General features: G+C 70.9%; 5 protein-coding genes and 1 pseudogene. 5 read left to right on the plus strand and 1 reads right to left on the minus strand.

Annotation, left to right across the window (positions count from 1 at the left end; translation table 11 throughout):
* Positions 1–24 precede the first annotated feature (24 nt).
* From ABT114_RS40770 to ABT114_RS40785, 4 genes and pseudogenes are all read left to right on the plus strand, one after another.
* A complete protein-coding gene (locus ABT114_RS40770; protein ID WP_351149460.1) occupies positions 25–879 on the plus strand; it encodes an alpha/beta fold hydrolase in 855 nt (284 codons plus the stop codon).
* Positions 880–1,062: pseudogene (locus ABT114_RS40775) on the plus strand (FAD-dependent oxidoreductase); the annotation flags it as partial.
* A 47-nt stretch (positions 1,063–1,109) separates the two neighbouring features.
* The gene (locus ABT114_RS40780; RefSeq protein ID WP_351149463.1) at positions 1,110–3,062 is read left to right on the plus strand and encodes a protein kinase domain-containing protein; all 1,953 of its coding nucleotides are present in this window, start codon (positions 1,110–1,112) and stop codon (positions 3,060–3,062) included.
* Complete coding sequence (locus ABT114_RS40785; protein WP_351149466.1) at positions 3,059–5,293, plus strand: serine/threonine-protein kinase; 2,235 nt, start codon at positions 3,059–3,061, stop codon at positions 5,291–5,293. The genes ABT114_RS40780 and ABT114_RS40785 overlap by 4 nt, the downstream gene beginning before the upstream one ends.
* Before the next feature lie 289 nt (positions 5,294–5,582).
* Here the strand turns inward: ABT114_RS40785 and ABT114_RS40790 are convergent, their stop codons facing one another.
* Positions 5,583–5,867, minus strand: coding sequence for a hypothetical protein (locus ABT114_RS40790; RefSeq protein WP_351149469.1), 285 nt, complete (start codon positions 5,865–5,867; stop codon positions 5,583–5,585).
* A 323-nt stretch (positions 5,868–6,190) separates the two neighbouring features.
* Between ABT114_RS40790 and ABT114_RS40795 the strand changes: the two genes are divergently transcribed.
* A complete protein-coding gene (locus ABT114_RS40795) occupies positions 6,191–6,577 on the plus strand; it encodes a peptidoglycan-binding domain-containing protein (protein WP_351149472.1) in 387 nt (128 codons plus the stop codon).
* The last annotated feature ends 177 nt before the right edge of the window (positions 6,578–6,754 follow it).

The following is a 6,754-nucleotide window of genomic DNA, read 5'->3' on the forward strand; positions in this document are numbered from 1 at the left end:
CGTTCCGGCGGAGACAGTGGGCTCATGACTGTTTCTGACGGCGATCCGTACGCGAACGGCGGCGCCGAGGCCGAGAGTTCAACCCTGTCGCTGGACGACGGCGACATCTACGTGTGCCAGGACGGCCCCCGCGACGCCCCTGCACTCCTGCTCATCCACGGGTCCGCATCCTCGACCCGCTCGTGGAATCCGATGGTCCCGCTGCTGACCGGATCTCACCGCGTCATCCGGATGGACCTGCTCGGGCACGGCCGGTCGGCCAAACCGGCCGACCACAGCTACGCGATCCCGGACCAGGCACGTCGGGCAGGCGTGGTACTGGACCGGCTCGGCGTCGAGCACGCTGTGGTCGTCGGTCATTCCAGCGGCGGCGCGGTCGCCACCGCTCTCGCCGAACAGCGGCCCGACCTGGTGACCGCGCTCGCGCTCGTCAACACCGGACCCAGCCTGGACGCCTTCATCGCATCGGAGTCCGCCGCAATCGGCCCCTCGCAGTGGCCGCCGACCGACGAGCAGCTCCGGCGGATCGCGAGCACGGGTTTCAGCCGCGCGGGCTACCAGATCCCAGAAGAGCTCCTGGACGATGTGCGCGGTATGACCTACCACACGTTCACCACGACGATGAGCGCCACCCGCTCCTACCTGGAGCAGCGGGCGCTGCCGGATCGGCTGACGGTCCTGGGCAAGCCACTACTGGTGATCTTCGGCGAGGACGACCGCAGATGGCGATCCTCATCCGCCTCCGACTACCGCGCCGTTCCAGGCTCGAAGGTCGAGTTGCTGCCCGGTCTCGGGCACTCGCCCCTGCTCGAGGATCCACCGCGGACCGCCAACCCCCTGCTGGTGTTCACCGCGATCCACGCCGTACGGGTGGACTGAATGGAAAGGAGGGGTGCCCTGCGGATTCTCGTCTCCGGCGCCAGCGTCGCCGGTCCGGTTCTGGCCTACTGGCTCACCAGACACGGCTTCTCCGTCACCGTCGTCGAGCGCGCGCCGGCTCTGCGCAAGACCGGCGGCCACGCGGTCGACCTGTTTCGGCCCGCGATGAATATCTCGGAGAAGAGACCGGACTGACCGAGGCGCTGCAGGCCATTCACGGCGCCGGGCTGGTGCACCGTGACCTCAAACCCGGCAACGTACTGCTCGCCGCCGACGGGCCGCGCGTCATCGACTTCGGGATCAGCAAGGCCCTCGGCGAGACCCGGCTGACGGGCACCGGCACCATGATCGGCTCACCTGCCTTCATGGCCCCCGAGCAGATCGCCTCGTCCCACGACGTCGGCCCGGAGGGAGACGTCTTCTCCCTGGCCGGGCTGCTCGTGTACGCGGCCTGCGGGGAGGGCCCCTTCGGGACGGGCGACGAAGGGGCGCTGCACCGCGTCGTGACGGCGGAGCCCGACCTGTCCGGCGTACCCCACGCCCTGCACCCGCTGCTGCAGCGCTGCCTGGACAAGACACCGTCCCGGCGGCCCACCCTCGACGAGGTCCTGTCCCAGCTGGCCCCTGCCGACCCGGCGGCCCTGCTGGTTCCGGCGCTGCGGGAGGACCTGGCGGTACGTGCCCGTGACGCCGAGCTGATGGCCGTGGCGCCGCCGCCTCCCGGGACGGTGCCGGGCACCGGCCGCAAGGAGCCGCGCCTGGGCCGTCGGCAGGCACTGATCGGCGGGCTGTCCGTGCTGGGCGTCCTCGCGGCGGGCAGCGCGGCCGTGGTGCTCAAGAACAACGGGGACAAGGACAGCGTCGGCAAGAACCCGGACAGCGGCAAACCGCTCGGCTCCAAGGGCGAGACCGTCAAGCTCACCGACCCGCCGAAGCCGCTGTGGACGGCGACGGGTGCCGCCGAGTCCATGATCCCGGACCTGCGGGCCTTTGGCTCCGCCGTGGTACTGCGGGACTCGGCGTACGTGGCGGGGTTCGACGCCTCTACCGGAGCGGTCCGCTGGGGGCACGGCACCCGTGCCGACGGGCAGCCGGTGGGCGGCAAGGACCCGCTCACCACCAAGGCGTTCATCCTCGGCATGACCGACGACAAGGTGCTCTTCTATCGCATGGGGATGGACCGGTCCTTCACCCTGCACTACGACGTGGAGGACGTGGACCCGGCCACCGCCCGCACCCGGGCCAAGACCTCCCTCAAACCCCAGAGCATGACCCCTACCGGGCTTCTCGCCGACCACGGCAGCACCGTCTACTGCCTGGTCAGCAACGTCGAGGGCGGCAGCATCGTCCCGAGCCCCGGCGCGACCCCGAACTACAAAGTCGACCAGACCGCCGCCGCGATCGACCTCGGCAAGGGCCGCGTCCTGTGGCAGAAGCCCATCGTCCCCAACTCCGTCGCCACCATGCGCTATGCCGCCGACCGCCACGGCTTCTACTACACCGAAGACACCGACTCCGGCCTGACCGTGCACGCCGTGGACGCGGCGCGGGGGGCGCCGCGCTGGTCCGTCAAGGTTCCCGCGAACCCCGACAGCCACCTCCCCGCCTACATGCAGGGCGGCAGGGGCGATCTCGGCTCCTCGCTGACGGTGGCCGGCGACCTGCTGATCACGATCAACCTCAAGGGCGGCATGACCGCGTACGACACGGCGAGCGGGAAGCGCCGCTGGGCGGTGTCCATGACGGCGGCGGCGCCCCCGGTCGTGGCCGGCGACCTGATCCTGACGAACGACACCAGCAAGGTCTACGCCGTCGACCGGCGCACCGGCACGATCAGGTGGCGCATCACGAGCCCCGTGCAGCTGTCCGCCTTCAGCATGTTAGGCCGCACCATCGCTGCGTCGGAGCAGGTCACCGCGGTCCTGTTCAGCACCCTCGCGGTGACCGCGAGCGGCACGTCCCCGTCGGGCGGTACGGGTGGCTGCCTGGTGCTGCGTACCTCGGACGGCAAAGAGCTGTGGGCGCTACGGGAGAAGCCCGGCTCAGGCGGCCCCTCGCCGTCGGCCTCGACGATCGGCGGCGCCTCCGTGAGCTTCGTCAGCTGGAGCGTGGCGGTGCACGACAGCACGGTGTTCGTCAGCGGCGGCGGCCGGGTCCGGGCGTATCGGGCGGGCGCCGAGTGACCGTGCCGCCGTCGTCCTCGTCCCTGGCGCCGCCGCCGTCCTCGGCGCCGCTGCCCGCCACCGTCGGCCCGTACCGGGTGCTCCGGCTGCTCGGCTCCGGAGGTATGGGCCGGGTCTACCTGGCCGCCACCCGGGCCGGGCGCCCTGTGGCGGTGAAGGTCGTACGGGAGAGCTACGCGCAGGACCCGCGCTTCCGGGAGCGGTTCCGCGCCGAGACGGAGGCCGCCTTCAAGGTCAGCGGCGCCTTCACCGCGCCCGTCCTCGCCGCCGACCCCGATGCCACTCTGCCCTGGCTGGCCACCGCCTACCTGCCCGCGCCGTCCCTCAGTGACGCGGTCACCGCGCACGGGGCGATGCCGGAGCCGATGGTACGCGCGCTGGCCGCGGGGCTCGCCGAGGCGCTGGCCGCCATCCACGCGGCCGGCCTGGTGCACCATGACCTGAAGCCGTCCAACATCCTCCTCACCGAGGACGGGCCCCGCGTCATCGACTTCGGCATCGCCCGGGCCGTGGACGCGTCCGGTCTCACCGGCACCGGCCAGATCCTCGGCACCGCCGGTTACATGCCGCCCGAGCAGATCTCCGGACGTACCTGCACGGCAGCCGGTGACGTGTTCTCGCTGGGCGCCACCCTGGTGTTCGCCGCCGCCGGCCGCGGCGCGTTCGGGTCGAGCGGGCTGCACATCCTGATGTACCGCACCGTGCACGAGGAGCCGGACCTGGAGGGGACACCGCAGGCCCTGCGCGAGCCACTCGCGGCATGCCTGGCGAAGGAGCCGTGGCAGCGGCCTCAAGTGCCGCAGCTGGCCGCGCTGTTCGGCGCGCCGCCACTGCCGGGCACGGGCTGGCTGCCGGAGTCCGTGGAACGCGACGTTCGGCGGCGTGCGGAGACGGTCCAGGAGGAACTGGCGAACGCCCCGTCGGGCCGGTGGGGGCGGCGCAGGATGCTCGCGGCAGCGGGCGGCGGCATCACGGCGGCAGCCCTCGGCGGCTGGTACTTCACCCGGGGCAACGCGTCCGGGGAACAACCGGATCCGCCCCGGGTCATGTGGCGCAGGCAGCTGCCCGACGGCTTCACCAAGGTGTGGACGGCGGCCCCGGGACGGGTCCTTCTCACGGACAGCAACGGCGCCAGTGCGGCCGCCGTCGACCCGGACACCGGCCGCACCCTGTGGCAGAGCAAGCCCTACGGCTCCGCCCCCTCCGTGAGAGACCAACACACCGTGTACGCCATCGAGTTGGACGGTGCGGTACACGCGCGCGACCTGAAGACCGGCGACCGGAGCTGGCGGTTCGCCCCACCCGGCGACAGCAACCCCGAGGCGGCGGACCTGGTCGTACAGGCGGGCAGCGAGGGATGGACGTACGTCACCTCGGCGCAGACGCGCGGCCTGTACGCCCTCGACGGCTCGGGCAAGCTGCACTGGCACCGCGAGGCCCCCCTCACCACGGTCTATCCGCGCGGAAAGGTGCTGCTGTGTGTGACGCGCCCGGAGGGCGGCGTGGAGTACCGGCGCACCGTCCACGCCCTGGACGCACGCTCCGGCAAGGAGCTGTGGAGCCACCCCGCGGACGTCTTCGGCATCGGCAAGAACCCCAGCACGCGCATGGCCGTCGCCCTGCGCTACGACACCGCCGAACTGACCGGCCTGCGCCTGTCCGACGGCCACCCGCTGTGGACGGTCCCCACCGGCCTGGACCCCGGTGACCAGATCGTGGACGAGGCGCTCGCGGGCACGGCACTCCTGTCCGGCGACGGCAGGACGGTGATCCTCCAACTGAGCCTGGCGAACGGCTCGTTCGCGGCCCTGGACGCGGGCAGCGGCAAGACCCTGTGGCGGGGACGACCGGCGTCCGTGCAGCAGCTGAACCCCTTCGGCACCACCCTGTTCACCACCGCCTCGCCTCCGGCCGGCGCGGACTTCACCGCGGGGCGCGGCCCGCTGACGGCGTACTCCCTGCGCAGCGGACACCGCCTGTGGCGTACTGCGGACCTCGGCAAGGGCCTGTCCCTGGTCCTCGCCGCCAGAGCCGGCCTCGTCCTGCTCGGCATCACCGGCGGCAGCCGCCCCGGCCTCTACGGATACGCCCTCTCCGGCGGCAAGCTGGTCTGGAGTCTCCCCTACGAGGGCGACACCCCGTCCGTGCCCTGGACTGCGGCAAGTTCAGGCAACCGCACCTGGATCTCCAGCGGCACCGCACTGCTGTGCCTCAAGCAGGCGGATGCATGACGCCGAAGGGGATTACAACTCCCGGTCCCCTTGCCCGGTGACTGAAGTCAGCGCCTCCAGACCGCCGTTGGCGAGGCCCTTGTAGGTCACTGCCCGGGAGAGGCCCAGTTCGTGTTGCGGAAGAAGTCTGTCATCACGCGCACGGTTAAGGGGCTGTCGGGTGGCCGGTTGATTACGCTGCGATGTGGTCCACAGCGGTCTTCGTTCGGGAGGTTGTCTTGCGGTGGGATTCATGGCTCCACCGCGATGACTGCCCGGCGAGCCGTCTCACCGCGCTGGTACTGCCAGGTCACACCGGTGCACGAGGAACGGCCCTTCGCCGACAGGGTGAGGGCGTGTGCCAGCCGTCCGCAGGGTCGATAGTGATCGTCTGTGCGTCGCCGCCGTTGACGTCGGTGGTGTCGAGCTTCTTGTTCGGCACCGAGGAGTTGTCCAGGCCCCAGCAGTAGCCGGCGCCGTCGGACGAGGAGGTGTCGATGGTGAAGGACACGGCGTCGTCGGCCTTCGCCGTCCAGCCGTTCTCCTCGTACGTGTCGCACGAGACGGTCGGTGCGGCCGGCTTGCCGGTGTTCATCTGTTGTCAGTGGCGGGAGACAACGGACGAACCTGACCGCCTCATGACGTCGTTGCCACGGTCGTAACGGTCGCAACTCGCGGGCGTTGTTGACTGTGGGGATAATGGGAGCATCCACCGCCCCCAGACGCCGAGCCGCTCCAGCAAGTGGCCGGACCAGAAGGAGCGGCATGAGACAGCGCAGAATGGTCACCTTGGGCGCGGCGCTGTGCACGGCCGCAGCACTGGGCCTGGAAGTGCCAGATGTCGCCGCAGCGGTACCCAATCAGTGTTCCTACCTCTCATCGGCGTCTCGGCCCACGCTTACGTACGGTGACACCGGCGTGGCGGTCAAGCAGGCGCAATGCCTGAGCAACGCGTGGGGAGGCCAGCCGCCCAAGCTCACCCTCGACGGGGCCTTCGACTCGGTCATGCTGAAGAAGATCGTGTGGATCCAGGGCTGCCACGGACTGCCGCCGAGCGGCGTCATCGAAGGCCGCACCTGGCAAGTGCTCTACCACCCGGCCCTGGACTGCTACGACCCCTATCCAGCGTCTCTAGAACTCTGTGTGTGCCTGGGGTTTCCGGGCTTTTCGGGCGCGGCGTGGCCGTGTGCGGTCGCTGTCCGGTGGTCCGAACCTCGGGGTGAGGGGATGGACTTCGGTGGCGTGCAGGTGGTGGAAGCCGGTCCGCTCGGCGGCGCGGGTGCGTCGTCGACAGGTTCTGCGTGAGAGCCGCCTGCGTCCGGGGGGAAGAAGGTCTTCTGCCTGGGCGTGGGCGGGTACTCCATGACCTGGCACCGGCCCGGTGGGGGCTGGTGCCTGGGTGTCATGCCCCGCCGGACGCTGGACCATCCCGGTGGGGGTGGTGGCGGGGACCGTACGCACATCGGGCATACGGCGGGAAGT

Source organism: Streptomyces sp. NPDC002088 (assembly GCF_040296605.1).
GTDB lineage: Bacteria > Actinomycetota > Actinomycetes > Streptomycetales > Streptomycetaceae > Streptomyces.

Coding starts and splice junctions, on each gene's coding strand:
- ABT114_RS40770 (WP_351149460.1), top strand. CDS start 25: ATGACTGTTTCTGACGGCGATCCGTACGCGAACGGCGGCGCCGAGGCC.
- ABT114_RS40790 (WP_351149469.1), bottom strand. CDS start 5,867: ATGAACACCGGCAAGCCGGCCGCACCGACCGTCTCGTGCGACACGTAC.